Source organism: Roseibium sp. AS2 (genome assembly GCF_038900065.1).
Classification (GTDB): Bacteria; Pseudomonadota; Alphaproteobacteria; order Rhizobiales; family Stappiaceae; genus Roseibium.
On sequence record NZ_JBBMQN010000007.1, the window covers coordinates 205660 to 230636 of the forward strand.

Genomic DNA, 24977 nt, shown 5'->3' on the forward strand with positions numbered 1-24977 from the left:
CCGGTTCTAGTCGTCTATTGCCGCATCCCACGCAGCCTGAGCAGCAGCAAGTCCTGCCGCCACATCCACCGTTGCACCAGAGGCCTTCAGAGCACCGCCCAGGGCGGAGACCGCCAGGAGGGCGTAGGCCGGTTGTGCCGTCGGTCCCATGTGGCCAATACGGATCAGCTTTCCCAGTGTTTCAGCCCGGCCGGCCGACATGGACACCCCATAGCGAGCCCGCGCCTCTGCGAGCACCGGACCGGCGTCAATGCCGTCAGGCATTCGTACGGCCGTCGCGGTTGGCGATGCGATGTCTTCCGAGGCCGGCCAGAGGTCCACACCCATCGCCTTGATGCCTTCCCGGCAAACTGTTGCAGTCAGCGCATGACGCTCCCAGACGGCTTCCGGGCCTTCTTCGAGATAGCGGTCAAGCGCGGCATCCAGACCGTTGATCTCGGCCACGGACGGCGTGAAGGGGAATGGCTCGGTTTTTTTCCAGGCGTTCTTCCAGTCCGTGAAGCTGAGCATGGAAGCAAACGGGGCATCGGGATTGCCCTCGATCTTGGCCCACCCCTGTTCGGAAACGGCGACGAGCGACAGCGATGGCGGGCAGCCAAGGCACTTGTTCGGGCCTGTGACGTAAACAGCCGCCTGGCTGGAGGATGGGCTTGTCGGCATTCCGGCCCAGGACGACACTGCGTCTACAAGAAGCAATGCCCCAGCTTCGGCCGCAACGGCACCGATGGCATCGATGTCATTGATGGTTCCCGATGGAGTGTCATGGTGGCAAACGCAGACCACGCTGACCTCGGGATTTTCCTTCAGGAACGATCGGACCTGGTCGGGATCGATCGCAGTGTCATAGGCCACTTCGATCTCTTCCACCCTCTTGGCGTAGCGTTTGGCCCAATAGCCAAAGCCCTTGCCATAGACGCCGGAGGCAAGGTTCACCACCACGTCCTCCCTGGCGATCAGGGACGCGGCGGCTCCTTCGAGCGCAAGAACGGGCTCGCCCTGAAGGATAAGCGGCGGCAAATCGCACCCCAACGCCCTTTGCACCTTCATCGTGACATTCTCGAAAAAGGCCTGGAAGGCGGGATCGTAGTCGTAGAGCACTGTTTTACCCAGTGCGCGCAGCACTTCAGGATAAGCGTCCACAGGGCCGGCGGTGAGAGTGAAGACCGGCGATTTCGTTTCGGGATATCTCATCGGGTGCTCCTCAGCCGTAGAAATTCACGCCGGTTCTGTAACCCTTGAAGCTCTCCGGATCGTGGCTGAAGAGAACCTCGGCATTCTTTTCCTTCTCTATTTGCTTCAACCGCCGCATCGAATTCACACCCGCCACCGGGTCGATGTGAAAGCCCGCATTGATGTCGTTTTCGTAGTTCTTGCGGGTATAGGCAGCATCGAGCGTCAAAAGCAGCGGACGGCGGGTGCCGAACTCCACCAGCAGCGAATAGTGACCAACCGTGTGTCCCGGCGTGTAGATCAGGGTCACGCCTGGCGCGAGTTCCACGTCGCCCTCGATCAGCTCGAACTTGGTGTTGCCTGCGGTCTGCCCGGCGGTAAGCTGATCGGCCATCCCGCGCGCTTCGGCCACATCTGTAGAGAAGGCTAAATCGGAATAGCCAAGAACCTCGAAAGGCTGGCACCTGGCGGCCTGCGGAAGCTCGTCCTTGTGGCAGATCTTCTTTGTGTCGGGGAAAAACTTGTTGCCCCCGACATGATCGAAGTGGAAATGCGAGTTGAACAGGACATCAATGTCCTTCGGCTCCAGTCCCAGAAGCTTCAGAGCTCCCGGAATGGTCTGCTGTTCGGTCTGTTGTGGCTTCTCGAAGGACAACGCCTTGTTCACGTGGTCGATATCATAGCCTGTATCGATCAGGAATTTTCCCTTCGGATGATCGACGAGCACGGAATAGACCGGAAAACGAACTTCACCGCCCGGCCCCTTGTTCCACCAGATATGGAACCCGTCCAGCACCAGCGAACCTCCGTCAAGCAAATAGACTTTGGTATCAGCCATGTCACTTCTCCTTCATGTTGCCCGGTCCCCGTCTCCAGGAATGGGAATGGTCGGTAGCGGCGCTTTAGCGGGCGCCGCGTTCGTAGGCAGCGCCCAGTGCCGCGGGCAGTTTTGCCCGGCGGCCGAAAAGCACCAGGACCAGCATTACCGCCGCAAAAGGCAGCATCTGGATAACGTCGGTGGGGATGTTCGACCCCGCGACCTGCAGTGCGGTGGTCAATGACAGCGCGGCACCGAAAATCAGCGAGCCGATCAGAACCCAGAGCGGCCGGCCCCGCGCCAGCATGGCGAGCACTATGCCGATGAAGCCTGCACCGCCTGTCATGAAGGGAATGAACAGCCCTGCCCCGATATTGGCGAGATAGGCACCGCCGAGGCCTGCCATGGCACCGGTGAACAGCACCGCAACGACGCGAATGCCGAGCACGTTGCCACCGGCCACGTCCAGCGCCGCCGGACGCTCCCCGGCTGCACTCAGGGTCATGCCAAGATTGGTGCGCCGATACAGGTATGCCAGCACCACGACAGCAATGAGTGCGAGATAGACGATCAGATGCCGCCCGAACAGCGAAGGCCCAATCACTGGCAGATCGGTTAATCCCGGGATACTCAACCGCTCGGGCGCGGGCAGGCGCGGATAGGTCCGGGAAAACTGGAAATGGTGGAGCAGCGCGGTTAGCCCCTCCACCCCAAGCGTCAGGCCGATGCCAATCACGATCTGGTTCAGGCCCAACCGGACGCACAGCACCGCCATCACAATGGCCGTCAGCACACCGCCGAGAATGCCCCCGAGAAATCCCAGCCAAAGCGAATTGGTCTCGAAGGCGACGAGAAAGCCGACATAGGCCCCCATCAACATCATGCCCTCGATGCCGATGTTCAGCACCCCCGCCTTCTCCGACATCTGCTCTCCCAATCCCGCGAGCAGTATCGGGATTGCGGCAACGATCGCGCCTGTCAAAAGAGACGAAAGAAACGCTTCGGTCAGCAAGCCACTCATCTCAACGTTCCTTCTTGCGTTTGTGGTGATCGATATACTCGCCCAGCCCCAGGCAGATCAGCAGGCTGGCGACAAGCACAAGAGTGAAGTCCTGCGGCACCCCGAGACGCCGCGCGGCGCTCTCGCTGCCGATCATGAGAGCGGAGTAAAAGAAAACCAGAACGATGGCCCCTACCCCGTTGAACCGCGCAAGAAAGACCAGCGGGATAACCATCAGTCCGTAAGCGGGATTCCAGTTGGCGCGGACATTGCCGGCGACGCCGAGGATCTCCGATGCGCCGGCAAGCCCTGCAAAACCTGCGGACAACCCGAATGTCGCCAGGGTCAGCAGCGGTACCGACAGACCAGCATGGGTCGCCGCAAGAGGGTTGGCCCCCACCATCCGCAACCGCAATCCGAAGGCAGTGCGGGTCATCATCAGATGAACGGCCAGAACCGCGATCAGACCCCAGATCAAGCCGCTGGAAATGGAAGTATCGAAAAGCCGTGGAAGCCGATCTTCCACCGGCAGGGTGCGCGTCTGCGGTACAGTGGTCGCCGGATCCCTGAAGACCAGCTTGACCAGTGTCGAGGCCAGCAGAACGCCGAGAAAGGACATCATCAAGGTGGTGATGATCTCGTTCACGCCCTGATACGCCTTGAGCAACGCGGGGATGAGCGACCAAACCGCGCCAATCAGAGCTGCCAGCACGAAGCCCGCCAGAAGCACCGCCCACCCCGGCAACACGCCAACCAGCAGAGGCGCGCTTGCCGCTGAAATGACTGCACCGAGCAGAAACTGCCCGTCCGTTCCCAAATTCCAGATCCCCGCACGGAACGCAATGATAAGGCTGGCGCAAAGAAACAGAAGTGGCGCCATTCTTGTGGCTGTTTGCTGCAAGCCCAGTCCTGAAAAAAGGGATCTCTCGAGGATGTAGCCGTAGTAGGTAAGCGGGTTGACCCCGACCAGCATCAGGATGAGCGCAGACAGAAGGAAGGCCGCGAGAATCGGGCCGACGGTCAATGTCAGGACCCGCTGGAACGCACTGCGCTCAGTCACCGTTCTTGCGATACCCTCCACGTTGGTCTCAGGGTCCGCCGATACCGGATTCATATCGTCTTGTATGGTCATGCCGTCGCCTGTTTGTAGTCTTCTTCACCGGCCATCATCCGGCCGATACGCAAGCGCAAAGCCTCGCCGCTGCCATCGTTTTTCACGATCCCCCGGATACGCCCTCCCTCCATCACCGCGATGCGGTTCGACAACGCCATCAACTCATCCAGATCGGTAGAGATGAGCAGCACCGCCAGGCCCCGTTCGGCGATTTCGGAGATGCGCTGCCGTGAGGTATCGATGTTCTTGAGGTCCAATCCGTATGTGGGTTTGTTGAACACCACGACGCGCGCCTCACCCAGAAGTTCGCGGCCCAGCAGGACCTTCTGAATATTGCCGCCCGAGAGCCGGCCGATCGGCGTGGTCTCGCCCGGTGCATGCACGGAAAATCTCGCAATGAGGTCGCGCGCATGTTGTGCGATGCGTTGCGGGCGTTCCAGACCGTTCACCCAAAATGGTGGTTGGCCGATATCCTTGAGGACCGTGTTTTCGGAAATCGGGAAGGCTGCGACCGAACCTTCCGCAAGCCGGTCGTCCGTCAGGTAGCGAAGTCCCCTGCGCCGGCGCTGCGCAACGGTGGCGCTGGTGATGTCTTCGCCGTCAAGTTCGACCCGTCCGGAGTTGAGAGGCCGCTGACCCGCCATGGCCTCCGCCAATTGCTTCTGTCCGTTGCCGTCGATCCCGGCCACACCGACAATCTCGCCGGCCTGCAGGATCAGCGAGATATCCGCGATCCCCATGACATCGGCGTCGCCCTGAGTGGACAGGTTCTCCAGCTTGAGAACGGTGTCATCACGTTTCGTGCTATTGCGTTGCTCGGTGGAACCGGCACCAGCTTCACGGCCGAACATCAGGCGGACGATTTCGTCGACTGCCTGGTCCTCGGACATTGACTTCAATTGCTCGGGACCCATTTCGCCTGCGAGTGCGCCCTGCTTGAGAACTGAAATACGATTGCCGTATCGATAGGCCTCAGCGAGTTTGTGGGTGATAAAGATGACAGCCAGACCGCTTTTCACCAGCTTCTGCATCCGCTCTCCCAGTTCATGCGCCCCCTGGGGCGTAAGCATGGAAGTCGCCTCGTCGAGGATCAGCACCTTGCTGTCACGCAGGAGCGCGCGGGCGATCTCGATCTGCTGCTGCTGGCCGAGCGAAAGCTCGCCGACAATGGCGTCGAGCGGCAGGGAGAGCGCGAACTCCCGTTTCAATTCCTCCATTCGTGCCGCGATCCGGGCACGGGGCGGACGCTCGTACCAGGGCGCGCCGAGGGTAAGGTTTTCCAGAACCGTAAGTGTAGGCACCAGCATGGAGTGTTGAAAAACCGTGCTGATTCCCGCATCGAGACTGGCCGATGGGCTGGCCAGCCGCATTTTTTTCCCATTCAGCGACAGATAGCCGTCGTCCGGCTCCTGGAGACCCGAAAGAATGCCTACCAGCGTCGATTTTCCCGCACCGTTCTCGCCAAGAAGAACATGCACCTCACCTTGATGAAATGTGAGCGAGACGTTGTTGACCGCGATCACGCCGGGAAAGCGTTTGGTCACGCCATGTACGCCAATGACACCTGCCCTCGTTTCCGAGGACAGGCTCGTCACAGTTTCCGATGCATTTGACACGGATGCGTTCACTCCGCCACGGTGACCAGAGTACGGACATCGGCAGCTTCGAACTTGGGCTCCACCTTGATGTCCCCGGAGATGATCTGCTCACGCAGTTCCATCACCTCGTCCCACGCCTTTTCGTCTGCCTGCGGGGTCTTGATAAGTTTGACGGAATCGTCGGCCAAGCTTATGGCGTAACCACGCGTACCGAATTTATCGGCCTTCAGGTCTTCGATCATCGCGGTGTAAACCGGGGTCATGTCCCACAGCACCGAAGCCAGAAGATGCCCCTTGTCCAGTTCGGACTTGTCGCCGATCACGTCGATGAAAAGTACGTCCGATCCGTCAGTGGCCTTGTTCGACTCAACAGCCTGGATCATGCCGAAGCTCGAGCCATTGCCCTGACCGAAGATGATGTCGGCGCCGGCCGCGATGACCGAGGTGGTCACACGGTTTCCGCCGGCTGCGTCTGAATAGGCTGCCGGACCGATGACCGAGTAGAGGATCTTGACGTCCGGGTTCTCCGCGTGCACGCCCTCGGCAAAACCGATTGACTGCGAGTTCCAGGACGGCGGTTCACCGGAGACGACGATGCCGACGGTGCCGGTAGAAGTCATCTTGGCGGCCAGACGTCCGGCAAGATAGGCACCTTCGTGGCCCGACAGGGTATAATCGGCCACCAGACCCTTTTCGAGAGCATCGGGACTGTCGACTATGGCGACCGGTACGCCGGTTTCCTTGGCGATCTCGGGACCGGCGGTGTTGTAGCCGCTGGCATGCGCGATCATCAGGTCGGCGCCATCGGCCGCCAGCTCGCGCATCGGTGCACGGACGTCACCGTAGCCCAGACCTTCCGCGATGATGACTTCGGTGCCCGTCGCCTTGGCGGCAGCCTTGGCAGCTTCGACACCCTGCTGGTTCCAGCCGAAGTCACTCCCCTGTTCCGGCGTAAGGATGGCTATGGTATCAACCTCGCCAGCAAGTGCCGCCGGGGTGGTCAGCACCACGCTGAGCGCGGCGGATATAAGTAGGTTTCTCATGATGTTGTTCCCACAATGGTTGTCAGATTCCAGTTGGAAGACGAAATCAGTCGGCAGACGTTTCATTGTTTTTGTCGCCCTGTCTGCTGGGCTTTCCTCACTCCCGGCCATGGCCGAAAGCGGAGCTTATGTGCCCTATTCAGGGATCGTTCACGGGACCGAAGGCGCTGATTCGGTCGAAATTTCCATTGTCAACGAGACTGGCGTTCAGCTCGATTGCAAAGCCGCGCTGGCTCACTGGTATTCCGAAGAACTCGGACGCATTGCCCCAAGCGGCGAACTGACGCTGACGCTTTGGCACGACCCGGCGACGGGAGTTCTCAACTTGATGAACGCGACCGACGACCGGATGCCATTGGAAGCGCTCTGGTGCTCCGCCGACACCGTCCGGACGCGGCTCGACCTGCCTATTGCCGCCGGCAAGACGGAAGCGACGCTGCGGTTCCTTTGCCGTACCGGCGGTGACACGGGTCTGAGCTGCAATGACACGGGCGGCTAGCTGGATCATTGAGCGCGGACCGCCCCGAGTTTCGAGATGATCTGGTCACGTACTTCCACCACGTCCGCTTGGTCCGAAATGACCTCGTCGGTTACTCTTGCGAAGGTTTCCTGCAGTTCGGCCTGCTGATCGTCGGGAAGGATCTGGATCTCGCCACCGTTGTCCAACCACGCTTTTTCAGCGCGCTGCACATTCTCCACTCCCCAGGGAAAAACGGTTTTCTCAGCCGCCCGGCCAGCCTCGATAATGGCAGTCTTCACCTCGTCGGACTGCGACTGGAACCAGGCTTCGTTGACCAGTGTCACCGAAACGATCTGGTTCATGTTGATGTTGGTGACGTACTTGGCGGTATCGTAGAACTTGAAGGCGGTCAGGATCGGAATCCCCGCGAGCATGCCGTCAATGCCGCCGGCCTGGAGCTGCGGAGTGACTTCGGACAGCGCGAGTGGCGTGGGGTTCACGCCGATTGCCTTCATCGGCTCCATCTGAAGCGGCGATGCGAAGGTTCGCACCTTGAGACCTTCGAACCCGTCGATTGAAGTCACCGGTTCTCGTGTGAGGATCTGGGTGGGTGAATTATAGATCGCGCCGATGATGCGCACGCCCTTGTCCAGGAACAGGGTTTCCATGTAGTCGCGGAATTCCTGGTCGTGGATCACCGCGCTCACTTCATCCGCATTCTTGAAGAGGCCTGGAACATCGAAGGCCTGGAAACGCGGATCGACATTGGTGACGAACGAGGTCGGCGTGGTGAATGCCTCAATCGTGCCGAGCAGCACTCCTTCCGACATCCGCGGTATCGCACCAAGCTGCGAGGCCGGGTAGATTTCAACCTTCAGGGCATCACCGACGCGGGCCTCGACTTCTTTCTGGAACTCCTTCTGCCACTCGTGCTGCACGTCGTTGATGGTCGCGGAAGCGAGTTTCATGGTGCTTTGCTGAGCGTGGGCAGCACCGGCGATTGGCAGCATCAAGGCGAGAGCTGTGCCGAATGCACCCACGGCAAGTGACAGGCGTTTGGTGTAAGACGTCATATTTATCCTCCATGTGCTTCAATGCACTCACGACATGCCGTTGATCAGCCATAGCGAAAGCGCGGGGATCAGGGTGATGAGGGCTAGAGCGGAGATCTGGACCGCCATGTAAGGCAGAACCCCGCGGTAGATGTCAGAGGTAGGCAAGGAGAGTACCGACTGGGCGACGAAGATGTTCAAGCCGAAGGGAGGCGTGAACATGCCAATGGCGAGATTGACGGTCATGACCACGCCGAAGTGAATGGGATCGATCCCCAGCGACACCGCGATGGGCACGAGAAGCGGAGACAGGACAAGGATCGCCGAAGTTGGGTCCAGAACGCAGCCTATCGCCAGAAGCAGCAGGTTGACGGTCAAGAGGAAGCCGAGGGGCGAAAGGCCCGAATCCGCTGTCATGGCAATCAGCGCCTGGGGCACACCTTCGACCGTGAGGACCCAGCTGATGACGCCCGCCGCGGCGACGACGATCATGATGCGCGCCGTCATCATTGCCGAACTGACGGCTGCCTCCAGCAAAGTGCGGAAGGTGACGGTGCGATAGACGACCATGCCGAGGATCGCTGCATAGGCACAGGCAAAGCCGCCGGCTTCAGTGGGTGAAAAGAAACCTGCATAGATGCCCACGATGACGAAAACCGGCATGGTCAATGCCCAGAAGGCCTGTTTGAAGGCCTCCCAGGCGATCCGGGCCTGGAATTTCGTATCCCTCGGAATACGCGCAATCAGAGCCGAAAACGAGATGTATCCGGCCATCAGCAACGCCATGACGATGCCGGGAATTATGCCCGCGATGAACAGCTTGGCAATCGACTGCTCGGCCGCCGCGCCATAAAGGATCATGGCGATCGAGGGTGGGATGACGATGTCGATCGCACCGCTGGAAGTGATGATACCGGCTGCGCGCCGCTTGCCGTATCCGCCTTCAATGAGCTGAGGATACATGTTGCGGCCCACGGCGGCGACTGCGGCGGCGGAAGAACCACAGATCGTGCCGATGAGGGTCGAGCCGCCGAGCGCCGCAATCCCGAGCGAGCCTGGGACCCGGCCGAACAGGGCACGCACCAGATTGATGAGGCGATCGGCAATGCCGCTGATCGCCATCAATTCGCCGGCGAAGACGAAAAACGGGACGGACAGCAGCGCGTAGGTATCCAGACCGCCGAATATCGTCTGCTGAAGGGCAATCAGCGGAGGGCCGGGAAAGAACAGGAGCGCCAGCGACGCCGCGAAGAGCAGCGCGACGAAGATGGGCGCTCCCAATGCGATCAGTATCGTGACGGTGATGCCGAGGACCCAGGTCACTTTTGCACCTCTTCCGAAGTGGTGAAGCGGGCAATGTCGACAATGGTAAGGAAGGCTGTGACAGCGGCGATGCCTATGAAGCCGACAAGGATTGCGGAGTGCGGGATGACCATAGGCATGCCCAGGCCCATACTCTTCTGGTTGAGGATCGCGATACGCTCAATGAAGATGAAGCTGTTCCATGCGATGAGGACGGAAACAGAAACTGTCGCCACATCGATCGCGATCTGTAAACCGGCTGCCAGGCGGCCGGACATCGCGGTCGGCAGAAGATTGATCGACAGATGGTCTCGACTTCGCGCCGCCAGGATCGCTCCAAGCATGACGATCCAGATCATTCCGTAAACCAGCAGTTCGTCCGCGCCGACGAGCGAGAACCAGCCGCTGTAGCGGCCCACTGCGTTGGCGACGTTGATCAGGACCATGACGATCAGGCATAGGCCCAACAGGACGCTGATGAGCCGAACGGCAAGCGCTTCGGCACGGATAATTCCGTTGCCACTCATGCGCCTTTCTCCATCCTCCGGCCCGGTGTTCATGGCGTTATTCTTTTCCCTCGAGAATGCGCCGGATCGCGACGAGCTTTCGCGCCCGTTCCGGTTGGAGACTGGCGATGCTCTCGGATGTGTAGGAATAGATCCCCTCACCCGACTTGATACCGAGCTTGCCGGCGGCGATCTGTTCGCGCACCAGAGGCGCAACATCCTTGCGGTCGCATAGGTCTTCGTTGAGGAAGGAGGAGACCGAGTGATAGATGTCCATACCGGCCATGTCGAGAAGCGCCATGGGACCGATCACGGCCAGCTTGTAGCCGATGCCCCAGGAAACGCAGGTGTCGATATCCTCCGGTTCGATGACGCCGCGCTCGACAAGATCGACGACCTCGCGCAAGAGCGCATAGAGCACGCGGTTCTCGACAAATCCTGGAACGTCCTTTTTGAGGAGCACGGGCAAGAGGCCGAGAGAACGGATAAAGTCGCGTATGGTTTGAACCGTTTCAGGCGCGGTCCGCTGTCCACCGATAACCTCGATCATGGGAATGATGTGCGGCGGATTGGACCAGTGCATCCCCACCATCCGCGCGGGGTTGGAGATATGCGTCTGCAAGCTGGTGATCGGAATGCCGGACGTATCGGACGCCACAATGGTATCCGGCGCGATCAAGCCATCGATCTTTCGGTAGACATCCGCCTTGATCTCTTCCTTCTCGGGAACGTTTTCGATGACGAGATCAACGCTGGCGACGGCATCCTCGATCTTGTCGGTGAACCGCACCGAGCCGTTGTTTCCGGAAGTCGAAATTCCGAGATTGTCGAGAACACCTTCGGCCGCATCCAGCATCGACCGGGCGCGCTCGATCGCCTTCGGTGCTATGTCATGGGCCACGACTTCGACGCCCCCTCTTGCAAGACGGGCGGCCATACCGGGACCCATCGTTCCAAGACCAATAATGGCTACACGCTTGATCACGCCGCTGCCTCGCTTGTCTGGGGTTTCATGATGAGATCAGCCGCTTTTTCGGCGATCATGATGACGGCGGCATTGATGTTTCCGCAGACCAGGTCCGGCATGACGGACGCATCGACCACGCGAAGACCGTCAACGCCATTGACACGCAATTGCGGGTCGACAACCGAGGCCGCATCGGAGCCGGCCCGGCAGGTGCCTGCCGGATGATGGACAGTGATGCAGGTCTTGCGGATATGCTCGTCGATCTCCTCGTCGGACTGGCAGCCGGGCCCGGGAAAGAACTCCGCTTCTATGAAGGGCTTCATTGACGGCTGCGCTGCGAGGTCCCGCGCCACCCGGAAACCGGCACGAAGCGAATCCCAGTCCTTCGGAGAGGCCAGAAAATTCTGATAGATCAGCGGTGCCGCCAACGGATCCGCCGAAGCCAGTTTCACTGATCCTCGGCTTTCCGGTTGCACTGCCACGATCCGGGTGGCGAAGCCGTCCTGGAACGGTGCCTTGAAAGGTTCTAGATAGGGCCATGCGGCAAGCGGAGCGGCTGTGAACAGGAGCTGCACATCCGGCAGCGGCCGATCCTCGCCACTCTTGAGGAAGGCAACCACTCCGCCAGGGACGTCGGCGGAGAAACCCTTGCCCGTCAGATAGGTTTTGAGGAAATCAAGACCGATCCGGTCGGCCCTCATGTTCTTGAAGAACGGACCCGGCTCACGGCGCCTGTACATCAGGATAACGGAAACGTGGTCCTGCAGATTCTTGCCCACGGAAGGCAGGTTGACGCGCGTTTCAATGCCATGCGCGGCGAGCTCCTCCGGGGCCCCCACACCCGACAACATGAGTAGCTGTGGCGAATTGATGACCCCACCCGCCAGAAGAACCTCATTGCGAGCCGTGACCGTCTTTTCAGATCCGTTGTGGTTGATCGTGACACCGGTGGCCCGCTTGCCATCCATCACGATCCTCGTGGCCATGGCTTTTGTCAGAACCGTCAGATTGGGCCGCTTCAGAACCGGCCGCAGATAGGCCGAAGCCGTAGAAGACCGTCGGCCCTTCGAAATCGTCATCTGCAACCGGCCGAAGCCTTCCTGCCGGACACCATTATAGTCATCGGTCTGCGGATAACCGGCCAGGACACTGGCCTCGGCGAAGGCATCGATCAACGGATCCTCGTAACGACAATGCTGCGTACTGAGAGGACCCGATCCTCCCCGAGACTTGTCTGCACCACCTTCCCAGGTTTCCTGCTTGCGGAAATAGGGCAGGACTTCGTCATAGGACCAGCCCGGGAGGCCGTTGGCGGCCCAGCGGTCATAGTCGCCGCGATTGCCCCGCACATAGGCCATTGCGTTCGTCGAGGACGATCCGCCAATGACCTTGCCGCGGGCGCATTCGACGCTGCGGCCGCCAACATTGTCTTCCGGCTCGCAAAAATACATCCAGTCATGGCGGCGTTCGGTGAGGATCTTGCCCCAACCGAGCGGAATGTGGATCATCGGATCGCGGTCCCAGCCCCCCGCCTCGAGCAGCAGCACGGAACAGGCCGGATCCGCACTCAGCCGGTGAGCGAGGACGCAGCCGGCCGAACCGGCTCCGACGATGATGTAATTGTAGTTTTCCGCGTGCTGCATGACGTCTCTGCTTTCTGGGGGGCTACTTGAGCAGCCCGGCTTGACGAAGGGTCATGGTCCAGTGGTCCCATCCCCTGTCAATCTGGGCTCCGACGAGCTTTCCAGCGGTCTTGACCTCACCGGGCGACAGGTACTTGATGTTGCCCACCTGCAGGCCCGCGGTCTGCGCGGCAGCGTTCTGCTCAGTGTAAAACGCGCGGAACACGACCTCACGAACAGAACCGCCGACGTTGACGACCCCGTGACGGGCCATGAGAACGACGGCTTGCTTACCCAGGCTTTCGGCGATATCGGCACAAACGCTATGGCTGCCGCCGAAAAGATCGGTGTCGTCGCCCAGCTTGTCACGGATCTCGTAGACGGGAACCGTCTCGCCGAGAAACGCCCCCATGTGGGTGACAGGCCTTAGCGCCTGGTCTGTAAAGCAATAGGGAAGCACAGCCGGAGAATGGCTGTGAAGCACGCAGTTGACGTCCGGCCGGGCCTTGTAGATCTCACTGTGAATGTAGCGTTCAAGATAAGACGGTCGATTGTCGTCGGTCTCGCCTTCCAGATTGAACCGCTGGATATCGCCGGTCGTGATGTGGCTCGGGGCAAGTTTCTGCGCCAGGAAGAAAGCTTGAGGATCCTCCGGGTCACGGGCACTTATGTGTCCGAATGTATCGAGGATACCCTCATGCAACAAAATCTTGGTAGCTGTGACCAGCTCTTCGAACACGGTCTGCCGGGCTTGGGTGATGGTGGTCATTTCTGAGTTCTCCCGAGTCGCTGAGGTCCCGGCCGGTGGGGTTGGTCTTTTCACCGGGACCTTGCACTTCACTTGTTTTCGTAAAGGCCAACGATCCTGTTTTGCTCGATGATGTTGTCGGCATACCCGGCGAGGAACTCTTCTCGCGTGGGAGTTCCTTCAACCGTCGTGTCGAGGGCGTAGACCCAGAAGTAATAATGATGCTTGCCGTGGCCGGCAGGCGGCTGAGGACCGTAGTACTGCAAGCCTCCGGCCCCGTTCGGTCCGACGCGGTACTTGTCCTGAGCGTCTGAAAGATCAGTTGCGGACGGGTCGATGCCGTAAACGGTCCAATGCGTGAAACCCCGAGGCAGCGGCGCATCCGGATCATGGCAGATCACCGCGAGTTCCCTGGTCCCGGCAGGAACCCCGCTGACCGTGAGTCTTGGGAGTACGTTGCCTTTGTCTCCGGCATGCTCGTCGCGCATCATCTCGAGCGGATTGAAATCCGCGGACGTTATCTTGAGGTCTTTGATGTTCAGGGGCATGGAATACGTCCTTCAGTCAATATTCGATCGGGTTATTGTGCAGCCGCCAGGTCCGCGACAGTCTTGCCGCCCACCCGCTGGTGAACGCGCGGGCCGGTTGCCGCCGCGACGCAGATGAGAATTTCATCCGGCCGGGGGCCATCCGGCACCGCGAAGGTGATGGCATCATAGTGAGAGCGGATATAAAGCTCGTCCTTGTGGGCCAGCGGAATGTCGATCGACGTCCCGGCTGACGCCACCTTGCTGGCGGAGGAAATCCAGGCGTCGCCGCCCCCCACCTGCTCGCGCAGCGGATTGCCGAACTCAGTCGTGATGCAGGCGACGACATGTTCCTGCTCACCACCCACGCCGGCGATTCCGCCCTTTCCATAGCTTTCGGCGGGCCGGCCGCCAAGGAGCGCCACGGCACGCTCTCCGAGCGCATGACCAATGGCGGCACTCGGCTGCGTAAGTGCCGAAAGATCGGCCTGGTAGGTACCCACGAAAGGATTGCGGATAATCACACCCACGGCGACCTTGATCAGCGTTTCGCCGGACGCGCCGCCATCATGCAAGATTTCCTGAACTGACGAGTACCAGCCACGCACTTCATAGTGTTTCTCGACTGAGGCCGAATGTTTCATTTCTTTCTCCTTGGGAACGCGCGGCTCCGGCGCGAACAAGTGTTTTTGTGGCTGGCCTGCCGACCGCTATTGCGGCCATGAATAGACGCGACGAATGGGGTCGTAGCGCGCAGCTTCGAGAGCCGCGGGCGTGAACATGTTGCCATTGGAAAGCGAGCGGTTCGCCGCGTACTCACCCGAAAGCGCCTGGCACCGGTCGGTAATTGGGCGGATGCGTTTTTCCCAACCGGCCAGCGCGTCCTCGACCGAAGATTGTTCGGCAAGATCCTGAGAAAGGCTGAAGGCGTTGACCATGGCGCAGCCCGCGCCCTGAGCAAGGGCCGGACACATGGCATGGGCGGCGTCGCCCACCAGCGCCACTTTGCCATTCACCCAGTTGTCGAGTTTGGTGGTCGCATATTTGTCATAGCGTGCAGATTGCAGCTTCGCGGCTTCGACGAGGCAAGGTTCCAGGAACGGAAACATCTCTACCCAGACCTCGAGATCGAGGGGAACGTGCGAACCACGTGGGTCGGCGGCCGGCGCCATAAGGCCGAGATAGAGCTCGTCCTTGTTACAAGGCGAATAAAGGATGCGCTGGACACGCGGCTCGAAATTCCACATGTCGATCGTGTTGTCCCACTCTCCGTCGCCGAGTTCTTCCTTTTTGCGTGGAACGATGAGACGAATGATGCCGTCGGTGGAGGTCCAGCGATCCTGCTTGAAGTTCAGGGAGTCGCGGACCTTGGAGCCGACGCCATCGGCCCCGACGATCAGATCGGCTTCCAAAACTTCTCCGGTCTGAAGCGTCAACCGGCCATCCGCCTCGGCGGAAACGGCCTCGGAATTGACGCGCATCTCGACACCGACATCGCGGGCGCGCTTGACCAGGGCATTATGCAGGTGGCTGCGGGTCATAATACGCCATGGCAGCCCGTTGAAGGTTTCCTTGGAAACCGACTTGTTCTGCATCCAGGTCTCGTAGGTGGGAGGCGTATGCGACCCCAGAAGGACATCGTCAAGCGCGCCGACCGCTTCGAGCACCCGCAGGCCATTGTGCCATAAATAAATGCCTGCACCGAACGCCCGAAGCTCGGAATCCTTCTCATGCAGCGTAACATCCCAGCCGTTTTGGCGCAGCGCGATTGCCGCCGTCAGGCCGGCAAAGCCCGCGCCGGCGACCTGCGCACGAAGCGCCTTGCCAGATTTCTTGTTAATGTTCGCCATAGTTCAAATCCTGTTGCGTAAAATAAAAACGGAACATCCGCTCTCAGGCATCGATGAAGTTGGTGATTGCCTTGAATGTGATGTCCGGAGACACCTCATTGACGTAGTGATCGGCGCCGGGAACGACGACGACCGGAAGGTCGGGGCGCAATCGGCTGGTTTTCGTCAGTGCCTCGGCGGAGACCAGCTTGCTCTCCTCCCCGCGCATCAAAAGAACCGGCCTGCGGAGATCGCGATACGTCCGGGTGAGATCCGCACGCAGCCCGGTGGCGATCTGGGACATGGCTGAGGGGAACGCCAACGGACGCAGTCCTCCCTCGACCTTGCGGTATCCGCTCTCGGCTCGAATCCTGATAGCCTGCGCCGGAATATTCGGATAGCGGGCGGCGAGATAGGTCTCCACCGCCTTCAGATCGTGGAACAGTTGATCTCCCGCATTCACCCGCGCCTCCAGCGCATCGAAGACTTCCGCCTCGATATACGGGGTGAAATCGATCGCCACGACAGAGCGGACCAGCTCGGGGAACCTGGTCGCGGCGGTGACAGCGTTGCGTGATCCGAGGGAGTGGCCGACCAGAACTGCCGGTCCAAGATCAAGCGCCCGGATCAGGGCCGCGATATCATCGGCAAAGTCATCCGCGCCGTATCCGCTCTCAGGCTTGTCACTGAGGCCATGACCGCGCTGGTCGACTGCGATGGTCGTGAAACGGTCGCTGAAATTAGCGGCCAGAGGCGCCAGCGTTGCGGAATTGGCGGTGATCCCGTGAAAGAAAAGCATCAACGGGCCGCTCCCGGCCTCACGTATGCTCAAGGTAATGCAGCCGGTGTCGATACGGCGCAAACTCATGTCTTCGTAAGAGGCGGTTGCCACCATGTCCCAGATCCTGCGTCGCTGTCTTTCGGTATTTGAAGCATGACACAAATCTGATAAGCGTCAACCAAATTGTCAGACAATCTTTCAATCTTACGTATTGACAGAATGTGTGATAGTTCTGTCAAAATAGAAAGACGCCGCCTATATTCCTTCTGGTTGCGCTCACTCCGGATGTACGAGATCAAAACGATGCTGCCAGACCTGAATTTGAGAGTATTGCCGCGCACAGTGCAGCAGGCGACGGTCGACAAGTTGAGGCTTGCTATCTTCTCCGGGGTTTTCGAACCCGGCAGCCGGCTGGTTGAAAGTCAGTTGTGCGTTCAGCTCGGCATCAGCCGACCGTCCCTCCGCGAAGCCTTGCGCAGCCTCGCGGCCGAACGCCTCATCGATATCGTGCCGAACAAGGGCCCCTTCATTCCCGCTCTTTCATGGGAGCAGGTAACCGCCATCTACGAGGCCCGGGAACTTCTGGAAGTCGAAGCTGTCGGCCGCTGCTCTCAGACGATCTCGCAGCAGGAGCTTCAGGCGCTCGAAAAAGCACTTTCCGCGTTCGAAGCCGCCGCCTCCAGCAACGACGCCCTGGCACGGGTGACAACAGCAGCCGACTTCTACTCCATCATCCTCGCCAATTGCGGAAACCCAATTCTTGAGGAGATCCATCGGGGCCTTGTTGCGAGGATCAGCCTTTTCAGATCACGATCAATGTCACTGAAAGGCCGGGCGCTAAGCAGTCTGGCGGAGATGAGAGAGATCTACAATTCCATCGCCGCAGGTGACGAAAAAGCTGCCCGGAAGGCCGCGCGAAAACACGTGCTCAAGGCGATGGCGGCAGCGAAAAAATCAATGGAGTGCGGTAACTAGGCACCGCCTCGCCCCCCCCTGCATTCAGGTCGTTGAGCCCATCATGACATATCGAATTCGGCGTGTTTCAGAGGGTGCATCGCAGTGCCGGCTTGAGACGCCGCGGTCTCCACGGGGTCTGACACAGCAGCCGTAAAAGGGAGATCTTGATGACTGAGGTTTTTTTAGCAAGCGACATGAACGCGGACGCGCTTGTCCTCGGAGGCGGTTCGGCCGGGGTGCTGCTGGCCGCGCGTCTGAGCGAGGATCCGACCCGAAGCGTACTTTTGATTGAAGCCGGCGATGAAGCAACAGATCCCGACATCTGGAATCCGGCAGCCTGGCCGGCGCTTCAGGGCCGCAGCTACGATTGGGACTATAAGACGGAGCCGCAGGCGGGCACAGCCGGCAGGGCCCATTCCTGGGCACGCGGCCGTCTTGTGGGTGGGTCGAGTTGCCTGCACGCGATGGGCTACATGCGCGGACATCCCGAAGATTTTGCGCCCTGGGCCGAGGCAAGCGGCAGTTCCCGATGGAGCTGGAAGGGCTTGTTGCCCGCCTTTGAAGCGAATGAAGACCGAGAAACCCCGGGTCACAAGGGTGGCCCCTTGCCTGTCCACAGGACGGATGCGGAAATCAGCCCACTTACCCATGCCTTCATCGCTGCCGGCGGCGCCCTCGGCCTGCCCTGCCTCAAAGGTCACAATGACGGTGAGATGATCGGCGTAACGCCGAACTCGCTGAACATCCGCAACGGAAGACGGGTGACGGTTGCAGATGCATGGTTGACACCGGAAGTGCGTGTCCGCGGCAATCTGAGGATTCTGACCGGCGCCCTCGCCCGGCGTTTCGTTCTGGAGGCCAATCGGGTCCACCACCTCGAGGTCGTCGGCAGGGAAGGCCTGATCCGTATCTCCGCCGACCAGGTATTCTTGTGTGCCGGCTCGCTGGAAAGCCCTGCTCTGCTGATGCGTTCCGGCATCGGGCCGTCCGAGGTTATCAATGCCGCAGGCGTCAAATGCCTTGTCGACATGCCTGATATCGGCCGGAATCTCCAGGATCACCTGCTGGGCGCGGGCAATGTCTATTCCACGCGCAAGCCACTTCCGCCTTCTCGCCTCCAGCATTCGGAGTCGATGGCGTATATGAGAGCCGGCGACTTCACCGGGACGGGACAGCCCGATATCGTCGTCGGTTGCGGCGTGGCGCCGATCGTATCCGAGTGCTTTCCGCAGCCGGAAACCGGCACGGCTTACTCTCTGCTCTTCGGGGTGACCCATCCCACGAGCCGAGGCAGCCTTCGCATTACCGGGCCAGAGACCGGCGATCGTCTGAGCATCGATCCAGCCTACCTGCAAACAGACTATGACCGAGACATGTTTCGCCAGGCTCTCGAGGCCGCGCGGACGATCGGACACGCGCAGGAGCTTACCGGGTGGCGCGATCGCGAACTTTATCCTGGCACCCTCAAAACCAAGGCCGAGATCGACGATTTTATAGCGAAAGCGGTCATCACGCATCACCATCCGTGCGGCACTTGCAGGATGGGCAATGACGACACTGCCGTTGTCGGTCCGGATCTACGGCTTCGATCTATCGATAACCTTTATGTGGTGGACGCCTCGGTTCTGCCCAGCCTTACCGCGGGACCAATTCACGCAGCCGTTCTGGCGATTGCCGAGACCTTTGTCCGAACCCTAGCCGATTGTTCACCAAAAAACTGACGATAGCCTTCGTAGACAAGCCGCAGTCATATCGGTTGAGACACGGATCGGACCAGCACAAAGGAAGGTTTTTGTCGCAAACTTTTACGCTTTTCAAAGCTGTCGCTCTGATTAGGCGGAGTTATCCAGCGCGCTCTGGAAATTGAAGGAATCCGCATGCAGAGGATCCAATCTGCCCATTGCGGATCATGTGCGCGACTTAGATGCCCGTTAGGGTTGCTTTAGCGCCGATGGCCATGTTTGGCCGCTCGTTGTTGTATGTCCATAGCCAGCGTGTGGCGTGGTCCTGTGACTCCTCGGTCGTCTCGAATATGTATTGTCCGAGCCATTCATGGCGGACTGTTCTGTTGTAGCGCTCGACATAGGCGTTTTGTTGCGGTTTGCCTGGCTGGATGTATTCCAAGCCGATCCCACGTCTTGAAGCCCATATTTGCAGGGCGGCACTGACGTTTTCCGGGCCATTATCCACCCGTATGTTCAAAGGCTGTCCGCGCCATTCGATGATCCGCTCCAGGGTGCGGATGACACGAAGGGCCGGAATGGAAATGGCCACTTCAATGACCAGGCCCTCACGGTTGAAGTCGTCCAGAACGTTCAAGGTCCTGAAGCTGCGCCCGTCGGCCAACTGATCAGACATGAAGTCCCCTCTCGGCGATGCAAGCATCGCCTGCCGGTCAGCGCATAGACCAGGTCATATTGAGACCATCGGGAACAGCCAACGGTTCCGGTATTTCCCGAACCAAGCGCTTTTTCGGCTTGATGCGCAGGTTCTGTTCGAGCGAACGATAGATCCGCTGGACCCGCTTGTGGTTCCATGCGAAGCCTTTGACATTGCGCAGATAAAGGAAGCAAAGGCCGAAACCCCAGGTTCGGTGAGCCGTCGTCAGCCGGACCAGCCAGTCCGCGATCTCTGCGTTCTCGTTGCTGAGTTTGCGCTCATTGCGATAGCAGCTTTCGCTGATCAGGAACGTGCGGCAGGCAAGAGCAATGCTCACGCCACGCAACCGGACCGCACTGATGGCCTTCCCCTAGCGTTGAGACGGCCTCAAGGCTTTTTTCCCAGAGCATCCTTCAGCAGTTCGTTCTGCATCGCCATCTCGGCATACATCTTCTTCAGACGACGGTTCTCCTCGGCCATGGTCTTCATTTCCGCCATCAAGGGCGCATCCTTACCGCCGTAATTGGATCGCCAGTTGTAGTACGTCGCGTTGCTGATCCCGTGTTCCCGGCAAAGGTCAGCAACCGACACACCGCTCTCATTTTTCGGGAAAATCATTCACTGGATCATTTTCTGATCCTCATCATTGCTTCAAAATCGCCAGGATCTGGCTCTCTGTAAATCTTGATTTCTTCATCTGGTTCTCCAGACGCATCAAAGGCTGGAGAAGTCCAATCTTCAACCCAATGGTTTTTGGGGACGATTACCATTCCAATTGCGACCGGCGCCCATCAGGGCTCCCAGGCCTGCGCGCGGACGCCTGTGACGCTGTCCGGCGCCCCTGGATTTCTTCCGATGAACAGGTGCGCGTCAAATCTCAGCCGGGTGCTTGACGCTCTCCGCCGATCCAGACGCCCTCCACTGAAAATCCCTCTCCGAATGCCGCAAAATCCGCCGGGCAGCCCCGGACCAGTCTGCCGAGCGGGCGGCCGAGAACCGACGCCGGGCCGCTTGTTGCCATGGCCAATGCGGTCTCAAGAGGAAGGTCCAGGGGCCCGGTCAGGAATTTCAGGGATGCGGGCAGATCGACATCCGCGCCGGCAAGCGTGCCGTCGGCAAGGGTCAATGTGCCGTTGCGGCGGAAAATCTCGCGTCCGCCCAGAAAAAACGAGCTGACATCGGTGCCTGTCTGCGACATGGCATCGGTCACCAGGAAGATCCGGCCCGGACCGGCCTTCGCCCGGAGCGCAATCCTGATGGCGGCCGGGTCGACGTGTATCCCGTCGGCAATCAGACCGACACTCAAGCCGCCAAGATCCAGCGCCGCGCCGACAAGGCCGGGTTCGCGGTGCTGAAGCGGGCTCATCGCATTGAACAGATGCGTCACCAGAGAAGCACCCGCCTCCACCGCCCGGCGGCAGGTCTCGTAGGACGCACCGCTGTGGCCCAGACTGACGTGAATGCCGGCGGCCGACAGTCTGGTGATCTGCTCGGGCGTCACCGTTTCGGGCGCGACCGTGATGATCAGGCTCGGCAGGTGGCTGGCCGCGTGTTCGTAGAGCGCCAGGTCCGCCTCGGTCATCGGCCGGATCAAGTCCGCGTCATGGGCGCCCTTGCGGCCCGCGAAGAGATGCGGGCCTTCCAGATGCAGGCCATGAAAGCCCCTGACGCCGCTCGACCAGGCCTCGATCGCCAGGTCCACCACCTTGCGGGTGGTCTCCGGCGTATCGGTGATGAGTGTCGGCGTCAGGGCCGTGGTGCCGAGACGGGCATGGGCCGCGCAGATCCGGGCAATATCGCCGGCGGTTTCCACCTCGCCAAGCATCAAGCCACCGCCGCCGTTGACCTGCAGATCGACCAGGCCGGGGGTGACCAGCCGGTCGCCGAGATCGATCCTGTGCGCATCCGAAGGAATGTCGTTCTGCGGGATCACGCCCACGACAACATTGCCCTCGACCAGAAGCGCCGCGTCCGGGACAATTTTCCCGCCGTCGAACACCCGGCGGGACAGATACGCTGTCGGACCGGTCATACCGTCTGTGTCACCTTCTTCAGATGCCTGGGCAGATCCGGGTTGAAGCCGCGCCGGCGCGCGAACCATTCGATAAAGGCGTAGAAGGAGACGATCTGGACAAGCGCGTCCGTCAACGGATGTGTTGTACTGACAAAGGGCAGTTTTTCAGCGCGCGTGACCCTGGCGGTGGTGGCAAAGACCCTGCCGCCCTGGCCCGCCATGCGGTCGGCGGCGTCCGCCAGACCCGCCTCAGCCGCATCCCTGACACCCAGTGCCAGGATCGGATAGCCGTCCTCGACAATCGAAACCGGACCGTGCATCACCTCGGCGGATGAATAGGCTTCCGCATGGATCCTGCAGGTTTCCTTGAACTTGAGCGCTGCCTCGTGGGCAATCGCCAGGCCTGGACCGCGCCCGATCACATAAAGAGAGCCCCGCTTTTCCAGCGGTTCGGCAAGGGCCCGCCAGTCCATGGAGATCGCCTTTTCTAACTGCCCTGGCACCTGCCTGAGTGCCTCCAGCAAGGCCTCGTCCCCGGCCATCTCCGCCAGCAGAAGAAGGCCGGCAAGCACGGAATTGACGAAGGATTTGGTCGCCGCGACGCTGCGCTCCGGTCCGGCGTGAATATCGACAGACGCGGTCGACAGCCGTGCCAGCTCGCTTCCGGCGGTGTTGGTCAGCCCGATCGTGACGGCGCCCTGCTCCTCAGCACTTTCAACAACGGACAGGATGTCCGGGCTGGCTCCGGACTGGGAAATCGCGATGACCAGCGCCTGGCTCAGGTTGACCCGGCCCTTGTAAACGGACGAGACCGAGGGACCGAGCGAGGCCATTGCCACACCAAGATGGATTTCGGCGGCGTATTTCAGAAAGGCCGCAGCGTGATCGGAAGACCCCCGCGCCACGCTGGCCAGAAAGACCGGTGTGCCGGCCTGTTTCGCGATGTCCCCGATCCGCGCAGACGCCCCGTTCAGCAACCGGGCGGCGGCCTCTGGGATCTCCTCGATTTCCCGCCGCATGTGCGTCTGAGTGTCCGGTTTCGCGGTGGTGTCCATCAGGTCTGTTCTTCCGGTATTTGCAACTCTGCGATGAAGTCATAGGCATCGCCCCGATAGACCGACCGGGTGAATTCAACGACATTTCCACTGGCGAGATAAGAGACGCGCTCGATCTTCAGACCGGCCGAGCCCGCCGGAACTCCGAGAGTTTCCGCATCGACGGGGTCCAGATTGCGCGCGGAAATCCGCTGGATCGCGCGCACCGGCTGCATCCCGGACGCGCGCAGGACGGAATAGAGCGAACGGGTGACCTCTTCGGGATGCGGCAGAACGGTTTCGGACAGCGAAGCCCGCTCGATCGCCATGGGCGTGCCGTCGGCCTTGCGCAGGCGGTCGACGCGGGCGACACGGCAGCCGGAGGTCAGCCCGAGCGTGAACATTTCCTCGGGCGAAGCGGGGAACAGGCCGCGCCGCAGCCATTCGCTGCTTGCGGTCAGTCCCCTGCGCGCCATGTCTTCACTGAACGACGTCAGGCCGGACAGGCGCTGCTCGACCTTGTGGACCCTGGGTGCGACGAAGGAACCACTGCCGCGTTTCTGGACAACGACCCGGTCTTCGACCAGGCCGGCGACCGCTTTCCTGACAGTGACACGCGACAGATCCGTGAGCGCCGCGATATCCCGCTCGGAGGGCAGAGGCTCGTTTTCGCCGAGGACCCCCTCGTCGATCGCCTTCTGGATCCGCCGACGCAACTGAAGATAGCGCGGCCCGCTGGCATTCACCCGCCAATCGCCATCTTCCAGCATCGAGATAAATTCGGTCATGAAACGAGACGCCTCGGGAAATGAAAATAATACCTTTCAGATACCAATTTAAACTCTATCGATACCGAAAATCAAGTGGTAAAAGGTCTCATCCCTTCCCGTTCGGACGTCCGGGCACCGGAAGGAGTTTCAAAGGCCCGTGCGGGCACGACACTCATAACAGCGCCACCTTGCAGTCAAGTACCCGACACCATGAAACTGCCGACGACAGAAGACCGGGACCCGCTTTCCATCGGCCTTTCAACAAGGCCGGATGAGGAGATCCTTGCTCTGCTGCTGCAACGGCAAAGGGATGCGCTGACGGCGACGGAAGCCGCCATACCGCAGATCACCCGCGCGGCGGAAGCCCTTCGCAAAGCCGCTCAAGCCGGCCGGAAGATCGGTTACGCGGGCGCGGGCAGCGCGGGCCTGACGGCGCTCGCGGATTGTCTTGAGCTGCCGGGCACATTCGGATTTCCGCCCGAGCGCCTGCGCATGCTTTTCGCCGGGGGCGCAGAAAACCTGCTGCATCTTGCCGGCAGCCACGAGGACAACGAGGAAACCGGTTACCGGGACTTTCAGGCCTCCGGACTGGGCGAAGGCGACATCCTCATCGGCGTGTCGGCAAGCGGCACAACCCCTTTCACACTGGGCACTTTCCGCGCAGCCAGACAGTCGGGGACCGTAACCATCGCGCTTGCCAACAACCCGGATACCCCTCTGCTCAGGATCGCCGACAACCCGGTGTTCCTGAACACCCCCCCGGAGATCGTTGCCGGCTCCACCCGGCTTGGCGCGGCCAGCGCGCAGAAAGCGGCGCTCAACATGATCTCGACCCTTGTCGCACTCAGACTGGGCCACGCCGTTCGTGGCCACATGGTCAATCTGGTTGCCGACAATGACAAGTTGCGCCAGCGCGCACAGCGGATCCTGCAGGACCTGACCGGCTGTGCCGCAGAGGCGGCGGAAGAAAAACTCGTGCTGGCTGACGGCAGGGTCAAGATCGCCGCGCTGATGATCCTGGAAGACCTGGACGCGGAAGGCGCCGCACAGCTGTTGAGCGCCAATGACGGCAATCTGAGACCGTTTCTCTAACATCCCGATTTTTCAATTTGCAGGCGTTCACATCGATGAGCGCGCGCCCGAAACCGACCATTCCGTCCGGCTTGCGACGGCGTATCGCCGCCAATCCCGCCTTGCGGCCAGAGCCCCCTGCGCCCGGTGACCTCGCGTCCAATTCCCTAAAAAAACCATGCCAATTACTTTTAAGGTTTACGAACCCGTTAATTG

At 60.3% G+C, this 24977-nt stretch carries 23 protein-coding genes and 1 pseudogene; 4 read left to right on the forward strand and 20 right to left on the reverse strand.

Annotation, left to right across the window (positions count from 1 at the left end):
• Positions 1-6: 6 nt before the first annotated feature.
• The 6 genes from WNZ15_RS20450 to WNZ15_RS20475 all read right to left on the reverse strand — a co-directional run bounded on the left by WNZ15_RS20450 (position 7) and on the right by WNZ15_RS20475 (position 6742).
• Positions 7-1191 carry an alanine--glyoxylate aminotransferase family protein gene (locus WNZ15_RS20450; protein ID WP_342894875.1) on the reverse strand — a complete coding sequence of 395 codons (1185 nt, stop codon included), beginning with the start codon at positions 1189-1191 and terminating at the stop codon, positions 7-9.
• 10 nt (positions 1192-1201) lie between these two features.
• On the reverse strand, positions 1202-2008 hold the full coding sequence (locus tag WNZ15_RS20455; RefSeq protein WP_342894876.1) for an N-acyl homoserine lactonase family protein: 807 nt from the start codon (positions 2006-2008) through the stop codon (positions 1202-1204).
• Between the two features lie 64 nt (positions 2009-2072).
• Positions 2073-3008, reverse strand: coding sequence for an ABC transporter permease (locus WNZ15_RS20460; RefSeq protein WP_342894877.1), 936 nt, complete (start codon positions 3006-3008; stop codon positions 2073-2075).
• 1 nt (position 3009) lies between these two features.
• Positions 3010-4119: an ABC transporter permease gene (locus WNZ15_RS20465; RefSeq protein ID WP_342894878.1), complete on the reverse strand. Its 1110-nt coding sequence runs from the start codon at positions 4117-4119 to the stop codon at positions 3010-3012.
• Positions 4116-5645 (reverse strand): ABC transporter ATP-binding protein, encoded by a 1530-nt coding sequence (locus WNZ15_RS20470; RefSeq protein WP_342894879.1) that lies wholly within the window; start codon positions 5643-5645, stop codon positions 4116-4118. Before WNZ15_RS20470 ends, WNZ15_RS20465 begins: the two co-directional genes overlap by 4 nt.
• A gap of 80 nt (positions 5646-5725) precedes the next feature.
• A complete protein-coding gene (locus tag WNZ15_RS20475; RefSeq protein WP_068414588.1) occupies positions 5726-6742 on the reverse strand; it encodes a BMP family protein in 1017 nt (338 codons plus the stop codon).
• A 109-nt stretch (positions 6743-6851) separates the two neighbouring features.
• On the opposite strand from WNZ15_RS20475, the gene WNZ15_RS20480 reads away from it, so the two are divergent.
• On the forward strand, positions 6852-7241 hold the full coding sequence (locus WNZ15_RS20480; RefSeq protein ID WP_342894880.1) for a hypothetical protein: 390 nt from the start codon (positions 6852-6854) through the stop codon (positions 7239-7241).
• 5 nt (positions 7242-7246) lie between these two features.
• On the opposite strand, the gene WNZ15_RS20485 is transcribed toward WNZ15_RS20480, so the two are convergent.
• The 10 genes from WNZ15_RS20485 to WNZ15_RS20530 form a co-directional block, all read right to left on the reverse strand.
• A complete protein-coding gene (locus tag WNZ15_RS20485) occupies positions 7247-8275 on the reverse strand; it encodes a TRAP transporter substrate-binding protein (RefSeq protein WP_342894881.1) in 1029 nt (342 codons plus the stop codon).
• Positions 8276-8302: 27 nt separating this feature from the next.
• Positions 8303-9577, reverse strand: coding sequence for a TRAP transporter large permease (locus tag WNZ15_RS20490; RefSeq protein ID WP_342894882.1), 1275 nt, complete (start codon positions 9575-9577; stop codon positions 8303-8305).
• Positions 9574-10083: a TRAP transporter small permease gene (locus WNZ15_RS20495; RefSeq protein WP_342894883.1), complete on the reverse strand. Its 510-nt coding sequence runs from the start codon at positions 10081-10083 to the stop codon at positions 9574-9576. The genes WNZ15_RS20490 and WNZ15_RS20495 overlap by 4 nt, the downstream gene beginning before the upstream one ends.
• A 37-nt stretch (positions 10084-10120) precedes the next feature.
• Complete coding sequence (fhmpcd1, locus tag WNZ15_RS20500; protein WP_342894884.1) at positions 10121-11047, reverse strand: 5-formyl-3-hydroxy-2-methylpyridine 4-carboxylate 5-dehydrogenase; 927 nt, start codon at positions 11045-11047, stop codon at positions 10121-10123.
• Complete coding sequence (locus WNZ15_RS20505) at positions 11044-12672, reverse strand: choline dehydrogenase (protein WP_342894885.1); 1629 nt, start codon at positions 12670-12672, stop codon at positions 11044-11046. Before WNZ15_RS20505 ends, fhmpcd1 begins: the two co-directional genes overlap by 4 nt.
• A gap of 22 nt (positions 12673-12694) precedes the next feature.
• A complete protein-coding gene (locus WNZ15_RS20510; protein WP_068414378.1) occupies positions 12695-13420 on the reverse strand; it encodes a class II aldolase/adducin family protein in 726 nt (241 codons plus the stop codon).
• 68 nt (positions 13421-13488) lie between these two features.
• On the reverse strand, positions 13489-13947 hold the full coding sequence (locus WNZ15_RS20515) for a YbhB/YbcL family Raf kinase inhibitor-like protein (RefSeq protein ID WP_342894886.1): 459 nt from the start codon (positions 13945-13947) through the stop codon (positions 13489-13491).
• A 32-nt stretch (positions 13948-13979) separates the two neighbouring features.
• Positions 13980-14570, reverse strand: a complete 591-nt coding sequence (locus WNZ15_RS20520; RefSeq protein WP_342894887.1) for an amino acid synthesis family protein — start codon at positions 14568-14570, stop codon at positions 13980-13982.
• Between the two features lie 66 nt (positions 14571-14636).
• On the reverse strand, positions 14637-15776 hold the full coding sequence (locus tag WNZ15_RS20525) for an NAD(P)/FAD-dependent oxidoreductase (RefSeq protein WP_342894888.1): 1140 nt from the start codon (positions 15774-15776) through the stop codon (positions 14637-14639).
• A gap of 43 nt (positions 15777-15819) precedes the next feature.
• Positions 15820-16650, reverse strand: a complete 831-nt coding sequence (locus tag WNZ15_RS20530) for an alpha/beta hydrolase (protein WP_342894889.1) — start codon at positions 16648-16650, stop codon at positions 15820-15822.
• A 171-nt stretch (positions 16651-16821) separates the two neighbouring features.
• On the opposite strand from WNZ15_RS20530, the gene WNZ15_RS20535 reads away from it, so the two are divergent.
• Both WNZ15_RS20535 and WNZ15_RS20540 read left to right on the forward strand, forming a co-directional pair.
• Positions 16822-17511 carry a GntR family transcriptional regulator gene (locus WNZ15_RS20535; RefSeq protein WP_342894890.1) on the forward strand — a complete coding sequence of 230 codons (690 nt, stop codon included), beginning with the start codon at positions 16822-16824 and terminating at the stop codon, positions 17509-17511.
• A gap of 176 nt (positions 17512-17687) precedes the next feature.
• Complete coding sequence (locus tag WNZ15_RS20540) at positions 17688-19214, forward strand: GMC family oxidoreductase (protein ID WP_342894995.1); 1527 nt, start codon at positions 17688-17690, stop codon at positions 19212-19214.
• A 199-nt stretch (positions 19215-19413) separates the two neighbouring features.
• Here the strand turns inward: WNZ15_RS20540 and WNZ15_RS20545 are convergent.
• The 4 genes and pseudogenes from WNZ15_RS20545 to WNZ15_RS20560 form a co-directional block, all read right to left on the reverse strand.
• Positions 19414-20569 (reverse strand): annotated as a pseudogene (locus WNZ15_RS20545) (IS3 family transposase).
• Between the two features lie 180 nt (positions 20570-20749).
• Positions 20750-21904 carry an N-acetylglucosamine-6-phosphate deacetylase gene (nagA, locus tag WNZ15_RS20550; RefSeq protein ID WP_342894891.1) on the reverse strand — a complete coding sequence of 385 codons (1155 nt, stop codon included), beginning with the start codon at positions 21902-21904 and terminating at the stop codon, positions 20750-20752.
• Positions 21901-22941, reverse strand: coding sequence for an SIS domain-containing protein (locus tag WNZ15_RS20555; protein WP_342894892.1), 1041 nt, complete (start codon positions 22939-22941; stop codon positions 21901-21903). Before WNZ15_RS20555 ends, nagA begins: the two co-directional genes overlap by 4 nt.
• Positions 22941-23708 (reverse strand): GntR family transcriptional regulator, encoded by a 768-nt coding sequence (locus WNZ15_RS20560; RefSeq protein ID WP_342894893.1) that lies wholly within the window; start codon positions 23706-23708, stop codon positions 22941-22943. The genes WNZ15_RS20555 and WNZ15_RS20560 overlap by 1 nt, the downstream gene beginning before the upstream one ends.
• Before the next feature lie 192 nt (positions 23709-23900).
• Between WNZ15_RS20560 and WNZ15_RS20565 the strand changes: the two genes are divergently transcribed.
• Positions 23901-24782, forward strand: coding sequence for an N-acetylmuramic acid 6-phosphate etherase (locus tag WNZ15_RS20565; protein ID WP_342894894.1), 882 nt, complete (start codon positions 23901-23903; stop codon positions 24780-24782).
• Positions 24783-24977: the final 195 nt, after the last annotated feature.